At 64.1% G+C, this 15,686-nt stretch carries 14 protein-coding genes; 7 read left to right on the forward strand and 7 right to left on the reverse strand.

Going from position 1 to position 15,686, the window contains the following annotated elements:
* Positions 1–75: 75 nt before the first annotated feature.
* From ACYUME_RS00620 to ACYUME_RS00630, 3 genes are read left to right on the forward strand one after another with little or no spacing between them, the layout of a single operon-like run.
* Entirely contained in the window at positions 76–960 is an 885-nt protein-coding gene (locus tag ACYUME_RS00620) for an MBL fold metallo-hydrolase (protein WP_460417719.1), read from the forward strand.
* Positions 961–1,001: 41 nt separating this feature from the next.
* Complete coding sequence (locus tag ACYUME_RS00625; protein WP_460417721.1) at positions 1,002–2,282, forward strand: NAD(P)/FAD-dependent oxidoreductase; 1,281 nt, start codon at positions 1,002–1,004, stop codon at positions 2,280–2,282.
* Positions 2,279–3,097, forward strand: a complete 819-nt coding sequence (locus ACYUME_RS00630; protein WP_460417723.1) for a sulfite exporter TauE/SafE family protein — start codon at positions 2,279–2,281, stop codon at positions 3,095–3,097. The genes ACYUME_RS00625 and ACYUME_RS00630 overlap by 4 nt, the downstream gene beginning before the upstream one ends.
* On the opposite strand, the gene ACYUME_RS00635 is transcribed toward ACYUME_RS00630, so the two are convergent.
* Positions 3,086–3,973, reverse strand: coding sequence for a LysR family transcriptional regulator (locus ACYUME_RS00635; RefSeq protein WP_279882456.1), 888 nt, complete (start codon positions 3,971–3,973; stop codon positions 3,086–3,088). The genes ACYUME_RS00630 and ACYUME_RS00635 overlap by 12 nt on opposite strands.
* Positions 3,974–4,212: 239 nt before the next feature.
* Between ACYUME_RS00635 and ACYUME_RS00640 the strand changes: the two genes are divergently transcribed.
* Together ACYUME_RS00640 and ACYUME_RS00645 are read left to right on the forward strand one after the other, a co-directional pair.
* A complete protein-coding gene (locus ACYUME_RS00640; RefSeq protein ID WP_460417724.1) occupies positions 4,213–5,862 on the forward strand; it encodes a GMC family oxidoreductase in 1,650 nt (549 codons plus the stop codon).
* Positions 5,863–5,959: 97 nt separating this feature from the next.
* Positions 5,960–7,579, forward strand: a complete 1,620-nt coding sequence (locus ACYUME_RS00645) for an MFS transporter (protein WP_279882460.1) — start codon at positions 5,960–5,962, stop codon at positions 7,577–7,579.
* Between the two features lie 261 nt (positions 7,580–7,840).
* On the opposite strand, the gene ACYUME_RS00650 is transcribed toward ACYUME_RS00645, so the two are convergent.
* The 4 genes from ACYUME_RS00650 to glyQ all read right to left on the reverse strand — a co-directional run bounded on the left by ACYUME_RS00650 (position 7,841) and on the right by glyQ (position 12,206).
* Positions 7,841–8,611 carry a lysophospholipid acyltransferase family protein gene (locus ACYUME_RS00650; RefSeq protein ID WP_460417726.1) on the reverse strand — a complete coding sequence of 257 codons (771 nt, stop codon included), beginning with the start codon at positions 8,609–8,611 and terminating at the stop codon, positions 7,841–7,843.
* 64 nt (positions 8,612–8,675) lie between these two features.
* Entirely contained in the window at positions 8,676–9,203 is a 528-nt protein-coding gene (gene gmhB, locus ACYUME_RS00655) for a D-glycero-beta-D-manno-heptose 1,7-bisphosphate 7-phosphatase (protein WP_460417728.1), read from the reverse strand.
* A gap of 4 nt (positions 9,204–9,207) precedes the next feature.
* On the reverse strand, positions 9,208–11,262 hold the full coding sequence (glyS, locus tag ACYUME_RS00660) for a glycine--tRNA ligase subunit beta (protein WP_460417730.1): 2,055 nt from the start codon (positions 11,260–11,262) through the stop codon (positions 9,208–9,210).
* Positions 11,259–12,206, reverse strand: coding sequence for a glycine--tRNA ligase subunit alpha (gene glyQ, locus ACYUME_RS00665; protein ID WP_011531473.1), 948 nt, complete (start codon positions 12,204–12,206; stop codon positions 11,259–11,261). The genes glyS and glyQ overlap by 4 nt, the downstream gene beginning before the upstream one ends.
* An 84-nt stretch (positions 12,207–12,290) precedes the next feature.
* Here glyQ and ACYUME_RS00670 point away from each other — a divergent pair, with 84 nt between their 5' ends.
* Both ACYUME_RS00670 and ACYUME_RS00675 read left to right on the forward strand, forming a co-directional pair.
* On the forward strand, positions 12,291–12,842 hold the full coding sequence (locus tag ACYUME_RS00670; protein ID WP_460417732.1) for a DNA-3-methyladenine glycosylase I: 552 nt from the start codon (positions 12,291–12,293) through the stop codon (positions 12,840–12,842).
* Positions 12,843–12,883: 41 nt separating this feature from the next.
* On the forward strand, positions 12,884–13,771 hold the full coding sequence (locus ACYUME_RS00675; RefSeq protein ID WP_279882470.1) for a lysophospholipid acyltransferase: 888 nt from the start codon (positions 12,884–12,886) through the stop codon (positions 13,769–13,771).
* 117 nt (positions 13,772–13,888) lie between these two features.
* Here ACYUME_RS00675 and ACYUME_RS00680 read toward each other — a convergent pair whose 3' ends face one another.
* Both ACYUME_RS00680 and trkA read right to left on the reverse strand, forming a co-directional pair.
* Positions 13,889–14,197, reverse strand: coding sequence for a tetratricopeptide repeat protein (locus ACYUME_RS00680; protein ID WP_460417734.1), 309 nt, complete (start codon positions 14,195–14,197; stop codon positions 13,889–13,891).
* A 99-nt stretch (positions 14,198–14,296) separates the two neighbouring features.
* Positions 14,297–15,670 (reverse strand): Trk system potassium transporter TrkA, encoded by a 1,374-nt coding sequence (trkA, locus tag ACYUME_RS00685; RefSeq protein ID WP_279882473.1) that lies wholly within the window; start codon positions 15,668–15,670, stop codon positions 14,297–14,299.
* Between the last annotated feature and the right edge of the window lie 16 nt (positions 15,671–15,686).

Genomic DNA, 15,686 nt, shown 5'->3' on the forward strand with positions numbered 1-15,686 from the left:
CTGGCATGCATCTTGATAAAGCCCCCTTCACTGCCTATGCCTTCAAGGAGGCTCGGTGGATAACTGGAGAGTGCAATGATCATCGGCAACAACCTTCACGTCGAAGCATTCTTCGACAAGGCGACCTGGACCATCAGCTACCTGGTCATGGATGGCGAGACTCGCCAATGTGCGCTGATCGACAGCGTGCTGGACTATGACCCGAAGTCCGGGCGCACCTGCAGCGATTCGGCGGACAAGTTGATCGCCCGTGTCGAAGCGCTGGACGCCAAGGTGCAATGGATCCTGGATACCCATGTGCACGCTGACCATCTTTCCGCGGCGGCCTATCTCAAGGAGCGGCTTGGCGGCAGCATCGCGATCGGTGCGCAGATCACCCAGGTGCAGAAAGTCTTCGGCACCCTGTTCAACGCCGAGCCGGGTTTTGCCCGCGACGGCAGCCAGTTCGACGTGCTGTTCGAAGATGAAGAGGGATTTCGCATCGGCAACCTGCACGCCCGTGCCCTGCACACCCCTGGGCATACCCCGGCGTGCATGAGCTACATGATCGAGGACGCGGGCGAGATCGCTGTGTTCGTCGGCGACACCTTGTTCACTCCCGACTACGGCACCGCCCGTTGCGACTTCCCGGGGGCCAGCGCGAGAACCCTGTACCAGTCGATCCGTCGCCTGCTCGCCTTCCCCGATCAGACCCGGCTGTTCATGTGCCACGACTACCTGCCCGGTGGCCGTGAACTGCGTTATGTCACCACCGTGGCCGAGCAACGTGCCGACAACATCCATATCCATGAAGGGATCAGCGAAGACAGCTTCGTGCAGATGCGCGAAGCCCGTGACAAGACCCTCGACATGCCCGTGCTGATCCTGCCGTCGGTGCAGATCAACATGCGCAGCGGACAATTCCCCGAACCTGAAGCGAACGGTGTGAGCTACCTGAAGATCCCGCTGAACAAGCTGTAAGCCACGCCGTACCCATAACGAGATTTCCAAGGAATACCGCCATGCCTGCCTTGCTGTCCCCTGCCGATTCCTCCCGTGCCGACCACCACAAGGTGGTGATCGTCGGCGCCGGTGCCGCTGGCATCGCCACTGCCTCCAGCTTGATTGCCCGTGATCCGTCGCTGGACATTGCCCTGATCGACCCCGCCGACGTGCACTACTACCAGCCCGGCTGGACCATGGTCGGTGCCGGTGTGTTCAAGGCGCCGAGCACCGCCCAGACCATGGCGGCCACCCTGCCCCGTGGCGTGCGCTGGATCAAGGCGCGGGTGGAGGGCTTCGACCCTCAGGGGCAACTGGTGAGGCTCGAGGACGGGCGCGCGGTCAGCTATGAACAGCTGGTGGTCTGCCCGGGATTGAAACTCGATTGGAACGCTATCGAGGGCTTGAGCGAGACGCTCGGGCGCAACGGTGTCACCTCCAACTACCGCTACGACCTGGCGCCCTACACCTGGCAACTGGTGCAGAATCTCAAGCAGGGGCGTGCCCTCTTCACCCAGCCGCCGATGCCGATCAAATGCGCCGGGGCGCCGCAGAAGGCGCTGTACCTGTCCTGTGATCACTGGTTGCGCAACGGGCACCTGGGCAATGTCAGGGCCAGCTTCTTCAATGCCGGGGCAGTGCTGTTCGGCGTACCGGACTATGTGCCAGCACTGATGAGCTACATCGACAAGTACGGCGTGGACCTGAACTACCAGCATCGCCTGACGGCGGTGGATGGTCCGAACAAGCGCGCAACGTTTATCCGTACCCTTCCCGACGGAAGCACCGAAACCCGGGTCGAGGCCTTCGACATGCTGCATGTGGTGCCGCCCCAGGTGGCGCCTGACTTCATCCGCCAGAGCCCGCTGGCCGACGCGTCGGGCTGGGTGGATGTCGATCCCCACACACTGCGTCACCGCCAGTTCGGCAATGTTCATGCGCTGGGTGACGTGGCCAATACCAGCAACGCCAAGACCGCCGCCGCCGCCCGCAAGCAGGCGCCGGTGGTGGCCAATAATGTGCTGGTGGCACTCGGTCGCCTGGCGACCCTGGCCCAGTACGATGGCTACGGCTCCTGCCCGTTGACGGTCGAGCGCGGCAAGATCGTCCTGGCCGAGTTCACCTATGGCGGCAAGGTGGCGCCGAGCTTCCCGCGCTGGCTGCTCGATGGCCGCAAGCCGACGCGGCTGGCCTGGTTGCTCAAGGCGCGGATCCTGCCGCCGTTGTACTGGAAGGCCATGCTCAAGGGACGCGAATGGCTGGCCCGGCCGCAACCTCTGGTGGTCGAGGCGCAGCAGTGATCGAACACCAACTGCTGGGCGCTGGGCTCGGCGCGATCATTGGCGCGGTGCTGGCCCTGACCGGCGCCGGCGGTGGCATCCTGGCGGTGCCGTTGCTGGTGTTCGGCCTGGGGCTGAGCATGGTCGAGGCAGCGCCGATCGGCCTGCTGGCCGTGGGGCTCGCGGCTGCGGTCGGCGCGGTGCTTGGCTTGCGCCAGGGCCTGGTGCGCTACCGGGCAGCTTTGTTCATCGCGGCGATCGGGATTGCCTGCGCGCCGTTCGGCCTGATGCTCGCTCACCGTTTGCCCAACACGCCGTTGGCCTTGGTGTTCGCCGGGGTGCTGGTGTACGCCTGCCTGCGGATCTGGCGCAAGGCGGCGCGTGAACTGCGTGGCGAGTCGCCCTGTGGCGAGCGGGAGATCATGCCCTGCGTGCTCAACCCGCTGCAGGGGCGTTTGCGCTGGACCCTGCCCTGCGCCCGGGCACTGGCGTTCACCGGGATGCTGTCGGGGTTGCTGTCAGGCCTGTTGGGCGTCGGTGGTGGATTCGTGATCATCCCGGCGCTGAACCGCTATACCAACCTGAACATGAAAAGCATCGTCGCCACCTCGCTGGCGGTGATCGCCCTGGTGTCCACCGGCAGCGTGGTCAGCGCCAGCGTGGCGGGTGTAATGCACTGGTGGGTCGGGGCGCCGTTCGCCGTGGGGGCGGTGCTGGGCCTGCTGCTGGCGCGGCCATTGGCGAGCAAGCTGGCCGGCCCGCGCCTGCAGCAGCTGTTCGCCGTGGTGGGTTGTGGCGCCGCACTGCTGCTGGCCGGCAAGGCGCTACTCGGCTAGCAACTCGTCCTGCTCGGCGGCGCACAGCGCCAGCAGATAGTCCCACACCACCCGCAGGCGTACCGACTTATGCAGCTCGCGGCGGGTGCAGATCCAGTAGCTGCGCTGGATGGTCTCGCTGGGCAGCACGCGCACCAGCTTCGGATCGTGGCGGGCCATGTAGTTGGGCAGCACGGCGATGCCCAGCCCGGCTTGCGCGGCATGCTGCTGGGCGATCACGCTGGTGCTGCGGAACACTACGTTGGGCGCCCGGCAGAAGCTGTTGAGGAACAGCAGCTCCTGGCTGAACAGCAGGTCGTCGACATAGCCGATCCAGCTGTGCCGAGCCAGGTCCTCGCGGCTGTGCAGCGGTGGTGCGCGGTCCAGGTACTCTTGGCTGGCGTACAGGGCCAGGCGGTAGTCGGTAAGCTTGCGGGTGATCAACAGGTCGGCGTTGGGGCGTTCCAGGTGGATGCTGATCTCGGCTTCACGGTTGAGGATGCTGACGAACCGCGGCACCGCCACCAGTTCCACTTCGAGCCCCGGGTAGCGCTGGAACAACGCTTTCATGCGCGGGGTGAAGAACATGATGCCGATGCCTTCGGTCACCCCCAGGCGGATCTTGCCCAATGGCGTGATGGCCTGGGTGATTTCTTCCTGCGCCAGCAGGGCGACGTTCTCCATGGCTTCGGCGTGCTTGAGCAGGGCCTGGCCGGAAGGCGTGAGTTCGTAGCCCTGGGCGTGCTGGACGAACAGCGCGGTGCCCAGGTGCTTTTCGATGCTCTCGATGTGCCGGGCCACGGTGCTGTGGGTGGTGTTGAGGCGCTTGGCGGCGGTAAGCAGACGGCCGCTGCGCTGCAACTCGAGGAAAAACCGCAGATCGTTCCAGTCGAACATGCTGATCCTTTTGGCTGTTCGCGTTAGCCCATTCGCGGGTAAACCCGCTCCCACAGGGTCAATGCCAAACTCAGGATCGGCAGTGAACCTGTGGGAGCGGGTTTACCCGCGAATGGGCCTGCTCAGGTATGACGCTGTGCTAAAACGCACAACGGCTGCGCGAAATCTCGTGTTTCCTCAGCGAAATTAATCAATAAGATGGACCGGGACAAGAATAATAATCAGGCGCGAGGTTGCACATGCCATCAGCCGATTCTGTCTACGACTACGTGGTCGTGGGCGCCGGTCCCGCCGGTTGCCTGCTGGCCAACCGCTTGTCCGCCGACCCTTCGTGCCGTGTATTGCTGCTCGAGGCGGGTGGCCGCGACAACTATCCCTGGATTCACATCCCCGTCGGTTACCTCTACTGCATCGGCAATCCGCGCACCGACTGGTGCCTCAAGACCGAGGCCCAGCCCGGCCTGAACGGTCGCAGCCTGGGTTATCCACGGGGCAAGGTGCTGGGGGGCTGCTCGTCGATCAACGGCATGATCTACATGCGTGGCCAGGCCGCCGACTATGACCGCTGGGCCGAGCAAGGCAACGACGGCTGGGCGTGGAAGGATGTGCTGCCCTTGTTCAAGGCCAGCGAAAACCACTTCGCCGGCGCCAGCGACAGCCACGGCGCCGGGGGGGAATGGCGGGTCGAGCAGCAGCGCTACAGCTGGCCGATCCTCGATGCCTTCCGTGACGCCGCCGAGCAGAGCGGTATAGCCAAGGTCGACGACTTCAACGCGGGCGACAACGCCGGCTGTGGATACTTTCAGGTTAACCAGCGCAGTGGTGTGCGCTGGAACTCGGCCAAGGCGTTTCTCAGGCCCATTCTCAAGCGCCCCAACCTGACAGTGTTGACGGGCGTGCAGGTCGACCAGGTGCTGCTCGACAACACCCGCGCCCGGGCGGTGAAGGCCCTGTGGCAAGGCGCCTGGCACGAGTTCGCCGCTCGCCGCGAGATCATCCTGTGCGCGGGCTCCGTGGGCTCGCCCGGCATCCTGCAACGCTCCGGCATCGGCCCGCGCAAGCTGCTCGAAGGCTTGGGTATCGGGGTTCGCCATGAGATGCCGGGGGTCGGCGGCAACCTGCAGGATCACCTGCAACTGCGCCTGATCTATCAGGTCCGCAACACCCGCACCCTCAACCAGATGGCCAACAGCCTGTGGGGCAAGCTGGGCATGGGCTTGCGCTATGCCTATGACCGCAGCGGCCCGTTGGCCATGGCGCCTAGTCAGTTGGGCGCCTTCGCCCGTTCAAGCCCCGAGCAGGCAACGGCCAACCTGCAATACCACGTGCAGCCGTTGTCGCTGGACCGCTTCGGCGAACCGCTGCATCGCTTTCCGGCCTTCACCGCCTCGGTGTGCAACCTGCGCCCGGCGAGCCGTGGACGCATCGATATCCGCTCGGCGGACATGAATGCCGCGCCGGTGATCGACCCCAACTACCTGAGCGACCCCGAGGACCTGCGCGTCGCCGCCGATGCCATCCGCCTTACCCGGCGCATCGTCCAGGCCCCTGCCCTGGCGGCCTTCGATCCTCGTGAGTATTTGCCAGGCCCCGCGCTGCAGAGCGAGGACGACCTGCACCAGGCCGCCGGCCAGATCGGCACCACCATCTTCCACCCGGTGGGCACCTGCCGCATGGGCAGCGGCGCGCTGGACGTCGTGGATAACCAGCTGCGCGTGCATGGCATTCCTGGCCTGCGCGTGGCCGACGCCTCGATCATGCCGCAGATCGTCTCCGGCAATACCTGTTCACCCACGTTGATGATTGCCGAAAAGGCGGCACAACTGATCCTCAAGGGGGCCAATACCCAGACCAACCTCAGCGACGCCAGCGCGATACCGACGCCCTGACCCGGGTGTTTGCAACAGCGGTGGCTTGTGTTCGCAAGCCGCCGGCAGTGGAACAACAAGAATAATCACTGTGGCCCGAGGGCCGAGGACAGCAACGATGTCGGATTACATCCAGGAACAGGGGGCGGCGACGAGCAGCCCAAGCCGTCGTGAAGAGCGCAAGATCATTTTCGCGTCATCCCTCGGGACGGTGTTCGAGTGGTATGACTTTTTTCTCTATGGCGCGCTGGCCGCGGTCATCAGCAAGCAGTTCTTCGCTGGCGTCAACGACACCACCGCCTTCATCTTCGCCTTGATGGCCTTCGCCGCCGGCTTCCTGGTGCGCCCGTTCGGCGCGCTGGTGTTCGGTCGGCTGGGCGACATGATCGGGCGCAAGTACACCTTCCTGGTGACCATCGTGCTGATGGGCCTGTCGACTTTCGCCGTGGGCCTGCTGCCGACCTACGCCAGCATCGGCATAGCCGCGCCGATCATCCTGGTGGTGCTGCGCATGCTCCAGGGCCTGGCGCTGGGCGGTGAATACGGTGGCGCGGCGACCTATGTCGCCGAACACGCGCCGCCCGGCAAGCGTGGTTTCCATACCGGCTTCATCCAGTCCACCGCCACCCTTGGCCTGCTGTTGTCGCTGATCGTGGTCCTGGCCAGCCGCTACATCAGCGGCGACCAGTTCGAGACCTGGGGCTGGCGCCTGCCGTTCCTGCTGTCGATCGTGCTGCTGGCGATCTCCACCTGGATCCGCATGAGCATGCACGAGTCGCCGGCCTTCGTGAAAATGAAGGCTCAGGGCAAGATCAGCAAATCGCCGATTCGCGAGTCGTTCACCTCCTGGCCCAACCTCAAGGTGGTGCTCACGGCGCTGTTCAGCATCAACGCAGGCCAAGCGGTGACTTTCTACACCGCGCAGTTCTACGTGCTGTTCTTCATGACCCAGATGCTCAAGATGGATCCGGCCCAAGCCAACACCCTGCTGATCATCAGCGTGGTGATCGGCGCGCCGTTCTTCGTCTTCTTCGGCTGGCTGTCGGACCGGGTCGGGCGCAAGCCGATCCTGATGATCGGGCTGTTGCTGGCCACCGTGTGCTACTTCCCGATGTTCAAGGCCCTGAGCCACTACGCCAACCCGCAGATCGACGCCGCCAGCCGTCAGGCTCCGATCGTCGTCAGCGCCGACCCCAAGGGCTGCACCTTCCAGTTCGACCCGGTGGGCAAGGCGCGCTTCGACAGCCCCTGCGACAAGGTCAAGACCTTCCTGGTCAAGCAAGGCCTGCCGTACAGCTCGGTGAGCGCCAGCGGCAGCGATGTCAGCGTGAGCATTGGCGACAAGGTCATCAACGGCTTCGACGAAGTGGCCATGCGCAGCGCCATCGAGGCTGCCGGCTATCCAGCCAAGGCGGACCCGGCGCATGTGAACCAGGTGATGGTGGTGGTGCTGATCGTTGCCATGATCCTGATCGCCACCATGACCTACGGGCCGCTGGCGGCGGTGATGGTCGAGCTGTTCCCGACTCGCATCCGCTATACCTCGATGTCCCTGCCCTACCATATCGGCAACGGCTGGTTCGGCGGCTTCCTGCCGACGGTGTCGTTCGCGTTGGTGGTGTACACCGGGGATATCTTCTATGGGCTGTGGTACCCGGTACTGATCACCGGGGTAAGCCTGGTGGTGGGGATCTTCTGCCTGAAAGAGACCCGGGATGTGGATATCGACAAGGTCTGAGATTTTCGCTGGGGCCTTCGCGGGCTCGCGCAATACCCTGTGGGAGCGGCGGTGCGCCGATGCGATTTACCCGCGAAGAAGCCTGCAGCGATTTCAGCCCACAAAAAAACCGGCGTAAAAGCCGGTTTTTTTATCGCGGGAAAAAACTTATGCACGATTTTCGAAAAAACGTCATACATAGAAATAAATAGCTAATTCAATCACTTAGCTATGTTCTAAGTCGCTTAATCCAAAAATTGCTAACAAGTTATCCACAGATCGTCAGGCAGACTGTTGCTCGGGTTTTTCCGCCGCTGGCGGCAGCGAACCCATGGCACGTTGGGCTGCCTCGTTCCATGCCTGGGCACGGTCGTTGAGCTCGGCGATGGCACGCGGGCCAGTCCCCTCCGGATACATCGGCTCGCCAATCACCACCTCGATGGTGCCCGGGCGTTTGCCCCAACCTTCGCGCGGCCAGAACTTGCCGGCGTTGTGGGCGATCGGCAGTACCGGCAAGCCGGCGTTCACCGCCAGCGCGGTACCGCCGCGGGAGAACTTGCCCATCTGCCCATGCGGCACGCGAGTGCCTTCGGGGAAGATCAACACCCAGGTGCCCTGCTTGAGCAGCTCGTCGCCCTGGCTGGCAACCTGGCGCAGGGCCTCCTTCGGGTTTTTCCGGTCGATGGCGATAGGCCGCAGCATGGCCATGGCCCAGCCGAAGAACGGCACGTACAGCAGCTCGCGCTTGAGCACCTGGCTCAGCGGCGAGAAGTACGCCGACAGGAAGAACGTCTCCCAGGTGCTCTGGTGGTTGGACAGGATCACGCAAGGTACGTCAGGCACGTTCTCGGCGCCGGCGACCTTGTAGTCGATCCGCAGGATCGTCCGCACCAGGAACAGTGCGCAGCGGCACCAGTACACGTTGATGAACCTGTAGCGCTTGGGAAACGGCAGGAAAGGCGCGACGAAAAAGCTCAGCGAGCACCACAGCAGCGAACTGGTGCCCAACAGCAGGTAAAAAAGAAAGATTCTGATCGCCTGCAGGATCGACATAGTGGCATGTACCGTTGCGGGCGTGCCCGCCTAATGAAAAGTGCGCCAGTCCTGGCGCACTCATTTAAATAATTTCTCTGGCGATGGCTGCCAGATCGTCGAAAATCAGCGTTTTTTCCGGGACACCCTTTTCCAGGGTCCTCTCGCCCTTGCCGGTTTTTACCAACACGGGTTGTGCATCGACGGCCAGGGCCGCCTCCAGGTCACCTTTGCTGTCGCCGACGAACCATACACCGGTCAGTGGCACCTGGTAATGCTCGGCAATAGTCCGCAGCATGCCGGGTTTGGGCTTGCGGCAGTCGCAGCCTTCATCCGGGCCGTGCGGGCAATGCACGATCAGGCCGACTTCGCCGCCCTGCTCGGCCACCAGCGCGCGCAGGCGCGCATGCATGGCCTCGAGGGTCTCCAGCGGGTAGTAGCCGCGGGCAATGCCGGACTGGTTGGTGGCAACCGCCACCGTCCAGCCCGCCTTGCTCAACTGCGCGATGGCCTCGATCGAGCCGGGAATGGGGATCCACTCCTCCAGCGACTTGATGTAGGCGTCGGAGTCGTGGTTGATCACTCCGTCTCGATCAAGAATCAGCAGTTTCAACGACTCACCCCAGCAGCGAGATATCGGCCACGCCCAGGAACAGTCCGCGCAGGCGGCTGAGCAGGGCATAACGGTTGGCGCGCACCTTGGCGTCCTCGGCGTTGACCATCACCGCCTCGAAGAAGGCGTCGACCGGGTCACGCAGGGCGGCCAGGCGAGCCAGGGCCTCGCTGTACTGACGCGCGGCGGCCATCGGTTGCACGGCCTGGTCGGCCTGCTGGATGGCCGAGTACAGGGAGAACTCGTTGGCGTTGTCGAAGTACTTCGGCTCGACCTGCTCGGCGATGGCGCCTTCCGCCTTGCCCAGCAGGTTCGACACGCGCTTGTTCGCCGCGGCCAGGGCTTCGGCTTCGGGCAGCTTGCGGAAGGCCTGCACGGCCTGCACGCGCTGGTCGAAGTCCAGCGCCGAGCCCGGCTTCAGGGCACGCACCGACAGGTAGGTGGAGACGTCGATGCCTTCGTCCTCGTAGCGTGCGCGCAGACGGTCGAAGACGAACTCCAACACCTGCTCGGACAGGCCGGCGGCCTTGACCTTGGCACCGAACTGCTTGACCGCGAACTCGACCGCGACGGCCAGGTCCAGGTCCAGCTGCTTCTCGATCAGGATGCGCAGCACGCCCAGGGCGGCACGACGCAGGGCGTACGGGTCCTTGCTGCCGGTGGGCAGCATGCCGATGCCGAAGATGCCGACCAGGGTGTCGAGCTTGTCGGCGATGGCCACGGCGGCACCGGTGAGGGTCTGCGGCAGCTCGGCGCCAGCGCCGCGCGGCATGTACTGCTCGTTCAGCGCCAGGGCGACGTCTTCCGGCTCGCCGTCGTTGAGGGCGTAGTAGTAGCCGGCGATGCCCTGCATTTCAGGGAATTCGCCGACCATTTCCGAGGCCAGGTCGCACTTGGACAGCAGGCCGGCACGGCCGGCGTTGGCGGCGCTGCCGCCGATGTACGGAGCAATGAAGGCGGCGAGCTTGGAAACGCGCTCGGCCTTGTCGAACACGGTGCCCAGCTGAGCCTGGAACACCACGTTCTTCAGGCGCTCGTTGAAGCTTTCCAGCGGCTGCTTCTTGTCCTGCTTGAAGAAGAACTCGGCGTCGGTCAGGCGTGGGCGCACGACCTTCTCGTTGCCCTGCACTATCTGCTTCGGATCGCGGCTCTCGACGTTGGCCACGGTGATGAAGCGCGGCAGCAGCTTGCCTTCGCTGTCCAGCAGGCAGAAGTACTTCTGGTTGTCCTGCATGGTGGTGATCAGGGCTTCCTGCGGCACCTCGAGGAAACGCTCCTCGAACGAGCACACCAGCGGCACTGGCCACTCGACCAGGGAGGTCACTTCGTCCAGCAGCGCCGGCGGCACGATGGCCGTGCCTTCCTGCTGCATGGCCAGCTCCGCGGTACGCTTGCTGATCAGCTCGCGACGCTCGGCGAAGTCGGCCAGCACGTGGGCCTTGCGCAGGTCCTCGACGTAGTTGGCCGGGGTGGTGATGAGCACGTTTTCCGGGTGGTGGAAGCGGTGGCCACGGGATTCACGGCCGGCCTTCTGGGCCAGGATGGTGCAGTCGACCACCTGGTCGCCCAGCAGCATCACCAGCCACTGGGTCGGGCGCACGAACTCTTCACGGCTGGCGCCCCAGTGCATGCGCTTGGGGATCGGCAGGTCGTTGAGCGAATCCTCGACGATGGTCGGCAGCAGGCTGGCGGTGGCCTTGCCCGGAATGTGCTGGGAGAAGCGCAGCTTGGGGCCGCTCTGGTCGATGTCCGACAGCTCCACGCCGCACTTCTTGGCGAAGCCCAGGGCGGCCTGGGTCGGCTGGCCTTCGGCGTTGAACGCGGCTTGCACGGGCGGGCCGTCGATGTTGATGCTGCGGTCCGGCTGCTGCACGTCCAGCTGGCGGATCAGCACGGCCAGGCGGCGCGGCGCGGCATAGACCTGCTTGCCGGTGTAGTTCAGGCCGGCGGCCTGCAGGCCTTTCTCGATGCCGGCGAGGAAGGCGTCGCCCAGGGTGGCGAGGGCCTTCGGTGGCAGCTCTTCGGTGCCCAGTTCAACCAGGAAATCTTGAGCACTCATTGTGCAGCCTCCAGCTTAGCCAACACTTCATCACGCAGTTCAGGAGAGGCCATCGGGAAGCCCAGGCGTGCGCGGGCTTGCAGATAGCTTTGCGCCACGTCCCGGGCCAGGGTACGCACACGCAGGATGTAGCGCTGGCGCTCGGTCACCGAGATGGCGCGGCGGGCGTCCAGCAGGTTGAAGGTGTGCGAGGCCTTCAGGACCATTTCGTAGGTCGGCAGCGGCAGGTCCAGCTTGATCAGGCGGTTCGCTTCGCTTTCGTAGAAGTCGAACAGCTCGAACAGCTTCTCGACGTTGGCGTGCTCGAAGTTGTAGGTCGACTGCTCCACTTCGTTCTGGTGGAACACGTCGCCGTAGGTGACCTTGCCGAACGGACCGTCGGCCCACACCAGGTCGTAGACCGAGTCCACGCCCTGCAGGTACATGGCCAGGCGCTCCAGGCCGTAGGTGATCTCACCGGTGACCGGGTAGCACTCGATGCCGCCGACTTGCTGGAAGTAGGTGAACTGGGTCACTTCCATGCCGTTCAGCCAGATTTCCCAACCCAGGCCCCAGGCGCCGAGGGTCGGCGATTCCCAGTTGTCTTCGACGAAGCGGATGTCGTGAACCAGCGGGTCCAGGCCGATGGCTTTCAGCGAGCCGAGATACAGCTCCTGGAAGTTGGCCGGGTTCGGCTTGAGCACCACCTGGAACTGGTAGTAGTGCTGCAGGCGGTTGGGGTTTTCGCCATACCGCCCGTCGGCAGGGCGACGGCTGGGCTGCACGTAGGCGGCGTTCCAGGTCTCCGGGCCGACGGCGCGCAGGAAGGTAGCGGTGTGGAAAGTGCCGGCGCCTACTTCCATATCGTAGGGCTGAAGCACCACACAACCTTGCTCGGCCCAGTAGTTCTGCAGGGCGAGGATCAGGTCTTGGAAGGTACGCACGGCTGGCGTAGGCTGGCTCACGAAATTCACCTGTATCTGGGGATGCGGATGTAAAGAGCGGGAGTATAACCCGATTCGCCTCGCCCTCTACGTTATTGGAGCCTTATGCCACGCTGCTTTTGGTGTTCCGACGATCCGTTGTACCAGGCCTATCACGACCATGAGTGGGGAACGCCGCAGCGCGATCCGGCGTTGCTCTTCGAGATGCTTTTGCTCGAAGGGTTCCAGGCGGGGCTGTCGTGGATCACGGTATTGAAGAAACGCGAGCGCTATCGCCAGGTGCTGGACGGTTTCGATCCGGTGAAACTGGCACGCCTGAGCGACGAGCGCATCGAGGAGCTGATGCTGGACCCTGGCATCATCCGCAACCGCCTCAAGCTCAAGGCCGTGCGCCGTAATGCCGAGGCCTGGCTGGCTGTGGATAATCCCGCCGAGTGGCTGTGGTCGTTCGTCGGCGGCGAGCCGAAGATCAACCATTTCCAGGGTCGCGGCGACGTGCCGGCGGTCACCGACGAGGCCAAGGCCATGAGCAAGGCCCTGCAGAAGGCCGGTTTCACCTTTGTCGGGCCGACCATCTGCTACGCCTTCATGCAGGCCACCGGCATGGTCATGGATCACACCACCGACTGCGATCGCTACGCCGCGCTGGTGCGCTGACGGGGTACAATGCGCGCCTTGCTGAAATAAGGAATTGGCCTGTGGAAAAGTTCAAGGGCGCCCTGATGGTCGGGGTGCTGCGCCTGTTTGCCAAGCTGCCCTGGGGCGCTGTGCAGCGTGTCGGCGCCGGTATCGGCTGGCTGATGTGGAAAATCCCCAATGGCTCGCGCAATGTCGTGCGCATCAACCTGGCCAAGTGTTTCCCGGAGATGGACCCGGTCGAGCGCGAGCAGCTGGTTGGCCGCGCATTGAAGGACATCGGCAAGTCGTTCGTCGAGAGCGCCTGTGCCTGGATCTGGCCGCCGCAGCGCTCGCTCGATCTGGTCAAGGAAGTGCATGGCCTGGAAGTGCTGGAGCAGGCCCTGGCCTCGGGCAAGGGCGTGGTCGGCATCACCAGCCACCTGGGCAACTGGGAAGTGCTCAACCACTTCTATTGCAACCAGTGCAAACCGATCATCTTCTACCGCCCGCCCAAGCTGAAGGCGGTGGATGACCTGCTGCGCGAGCAGCGCGTGCAGATGGGCAACCGCGTGGCGCCTTCGACCAAGGAAGGCATTCTCAGCGTGATCAAGGAAGTGCGTCGGGGTGGTCAGGTGGGGATTCCGGCCGATCCGGAGCCAGCGGAGTCGGCGGGCGTGTTCGTGCCGTTCCTCGGGACCCAGGCGCTGACCAGCAAGTTCGTGCCGAACATGCTGGCCGGCGGCAAGGCGGTCGGGGTGTTCCTGCATGCCCTGCGGCTGCCGGATGGCTCGGGCTTCAAGGTGTTCCTGGAGGCGGCGCCGGAAGCGATGTACAGCACCGATGTAACTGAATCGGCGGCGGCCATGAGCAAGGTGGTCGAGCGTTATGTGCGCGAGTACCCGAGCCAGTACATGTGGAGCATGAAGCGCTTCAAGAAGCGTCCGGCGGGCGAAGCGCGCTGGTATTGAGATTGCTGGGGGCGCTTTGCGCCCCTTTCGCGACGCAAGGCCGCTCCTACAGGTGACCGCAATCCCCTGTAGGAGCGGCCTTGTGTCGCGATGGGCTGCAAAGCAGCCCAGGCAATCTCAAGCCTTGTTCAGCTTCTTGAGAAAAACGGTCATCTCTTTCTCGGCCTGCTTGTCGCCATGGGCCTGCGCCGCGACGATCCCCTCTTCCCAGGCCTTGCGTGCGCCAGCCAGATCCCCGCTGAGCTGATACGCCTTCCCCAGCAGTTTCCACGCCGCAGAGTACTTCGGATCCTGCTTCACACAGGCAGCCAGGTGCACCACCGCTTCAGCCCCATTGCCCTCGTCCAGCCAGGCCTTGCCCAGCCCGAACCTCAGCAGCGGGTTATCCACACCCTTGGCCAGCATCTTCTCCAGCGATTCGCGCATAGGTTTCTCTCCCGAATCCATGATGTTGCGGGCGCCTGTGGGAGCGGGTTCACCCGCGAATTCGCGGGTAACCCGCTCCCACAGGGTTGGCTTTCTCTTCTAGAAGAAACTCAGGCCCACGTGGAACAGCTTCTCCACGTCCCGAATATGCTTTTTATCCACAACGAACAGGATCACATGGTCGCCCGACTCGATCACCGTGTCGTCGTGGGCGATCAGCACCTCTTCGTCGCGAATGATCGCGCCGATGGTGGTGCCTGGCGGCAACGAAATATCCTCGATGGCCTTGCCCACCACCTTGCTCGACTTCGAATCGCCATGGGCCACCGCCTCGATGGCCTCGGCGGCGCCGCGGCGCAGCGAGTGCACGCTGACGATATCGCCCCGACGCACGTGGGCCAGCAGGGTGCCGATGGTGGCCAGCTGCGGGCTGATGGCGATATCGATATCACCGCCTTGCACCAGATCGACGTAGGCCGGGTTGTTGATGATGGTCATCACCTTGCGCGCGCCCAGGCGCTTGGCCAGCAGCGACGACATGATGTTGGCCTCGTCGTCGTTGGTCAGGGCCAGGAAGATATCGGCGTCAGCGATGTTCTCCTCGAGCATCAGGTCCTTGTCCGAGGCGCTGCCCTGCAGTACCACGGTGCTTTCCAGGGTGTCGGAGAGCTGGCGGCAACGGGCCGGGTTCATTTCGATGATCTTCACCTGGTAGCGGCTCTCGATGGCCTCGGCCAGACGTTCGCCGATCTGCCCGCCGCCGGCGATGACCACGCGCTTGTTGGTCTCGTCGATGCGCCGCAGCTCGCCCATCACCGCGCGGATATCCTTCTTCGCGGCGATGAAGAACACTTCGTCGTCGGCCTCGATCACCGTGTCGCCCTGGGGCGTGATCGGCCGGTCGCGACGGAAGATCGCCGCCACGCGGGTATCGACGTTGGGCATGTGCGCGCGGATCTGGCGCAGTTGCTGGCCCACCAACGGGCCGCCGTAGTAGGCCCGGACCGCCACCAGCTGGGCCTTGCCCTCGGCGAAGTCGATCACCTGCAGCGAGCCCGGATGTTCGATCAGGCGCTTGATGTAGTTGGTCACCACCTGCTCGGGGCTGATCAGCACATCCACCGGGATATGGTCGTTGTCGAACAGCTCTTCGCGGGTGAGGTAGGCCGACTCGCGCACCCGGGCGATCTTGGTCGGGGTATGGAACAGCGAATAGGCCACCTGGCAGGCGACCATGTTGGTTTCGTCGCTGTTGGTCACCGCCACCAGCATGTCGGCGTCATCGGCGCCGGCCTGGCGCAGCACCGTCGGCAGCGAGGCGCGGCCCTGCACGGTGCGGATGTCCAGACGGTCGCCGAGATCGCGCAGGCGCTCGCTGTCGGTGTCGACCACGGTGATGTCGTTGGCTTCGCTGGCCAGGTGCTCTGCCAGCGTACCGCCTACCTGGCCTGCGCCGAGGATGATGATCTTCATCCGCTACTCCCTACCC

This window comes from Pseudomonas sp. microsymbiont 2 (genome assembly GCF_054788395.1).